Genomic DNA, 1,371 nt, shown 5'->3' on the forward strand with positions numbered 1-1,371 from the left:
ACAGGAACTGCTATCACTGATCGGGCGCAAGACGGCCGCACAGCGAGATGTGATGCGGGCGCGCATCGCGTTACTGGCTCATGAGGGCCACTCTAATACGATGATTGCGCAGGAACTGGGCGTGTCCGTGCAAACGGTCAGCCTGTGGCGCAAGCGCATTGCGCGGCAAGGTGTGCAAGGTATTCGGGAAGGCGAGCGCAGTGGCCGTCCTGCGCGCATCACGCAGGAAACGCGGCTGCAATTGATCGCGCTGGCGTGTGAAGCGCAGGAAGCTGAGGGACGGGTCACGCCGACGCTCGATGAGATTGTGGTGCGCGCCGTGGAGCGTGGCGTTGTCGGGCATATCAGCCGCAGCCATGTGCAGCGTATTTTGCAGGCCGGCGATATTCGCCCGCACCGGGTCCAACAATGGCTGCACAGTCCGGATCCGGCCTTTCGTGAGAAGGTCAATGTGATTTGCAAACTGTATCGCCGCGCACCCAGGAACGCGGTAGTGCTGAGTATCGACGAGAAAACCGGCATTCAGGCCATCGAGCGCAAGTATCCGGGACGCGCGCCCGGGCCGCGACGGCTGCGTCGTCGTGAGTTTGAATATATCCGTCATGGCACCCAGGCGTTGATTGCCGCGCTCGATGTTCATACTGGACAGGTGCTGGGGAGCTGCCGCGAGCGGCGCACGCAGGACGATCTGGTGGCCTTCATGGAGAGCGTGGCGCACGCGTACCCTGGCAAACAGGTGCATGTCATCTGGGACAATCTGAATACGCATCGCGCACACGCCGTGTGGCAAGCGTTCAACGCGAGGCATGGTAAGCGGTTTCACTTCCACTTCACCCCTTTGCATGCGAGCTGGGTCAATCAGATCGAACTATGGTTTGCCCTCTACACCCGCCGGGTGCTGCGCCATGCAAGCCACACCAGCACCGCGCATCTGCGCGAGCGCACCGAGCAGTTTATTCGCGAGCGCAATCAGGCAGCGCGCCCCTTCAAATGGACCTTCCGGGGCTATCCGTTGCAAACTGGCGCATCTTGACGTGGAACTTGCCATGCCTACCTTAACCGCGAAACATCATGCAAGCGAACTGCAGCGCCAACTGCGCGCTCTGCTGGGCCATGATCAGATCGTTACGCAAGCCTACGGAGCTCACCTGCTGATCAAACGTCTGGACGATCAGGATCCGATTGTTGTGGCTCGTCTGAGCGAGCTCGGCCGCAATCTTTACGGTGCAGCCTTTCGCAGCCATAGTGGGCGATGGGAACCTCTGCCGGGCTCAGGCCCGCTCGATGAGATGGCTCAACTCGTCGTTACGCTCCTGGAGCCTTATTTGCAGCCAGATAATTATTAAACCTATTTACGGGATGTTGTACTAG

At 59.8% G+C, this 1,371-nt stretch carries 1 protein-coding gene and 1 pseudogene; both read left to right on the plus strand.

All coding sequences use genetic code 11. The features are described from left to right. A pseudogene (locus AWB69_RS45170) lies at nucleotides 1-1,024 on the plus strand (IS630 family transposase); the annotation flags it as partial. Between the two features lie 22 nt (nucleotides 1,025-1,046). Beyond that, on the plus strand, nucleotides 1,047-1,346 hold the full coding sequence (locus AWB69_RS46805; protein WP_075644119.1) for a hypothetical protein: 300 nt from the start codon (nucleotides 1,047-1,049) through the stop codon (nucleotides 1,344-1,346). Nucleotides 1,347-1,371 lie beyond the last annotated feature (25 nt).

Source organism: Caballeronia udeis (assembly GCF_001544555.2).
Lineage (GTDB): Bacteria > Pseudomonadota > Gammaproteobacteria > Burkholderiales > Burkholderiaceae > Caballeronia > Caballeronia udeis.

Excerpts from the sequence above, each read along its gene's own strand:
- AWB69_RS46805 (WP_075644119.1), top strand. The coding sequence starts at position 1,047 with ATGCCTACCTTAACCGCGAAACATCATGCAAGCGAACTGCAGCGCCAA.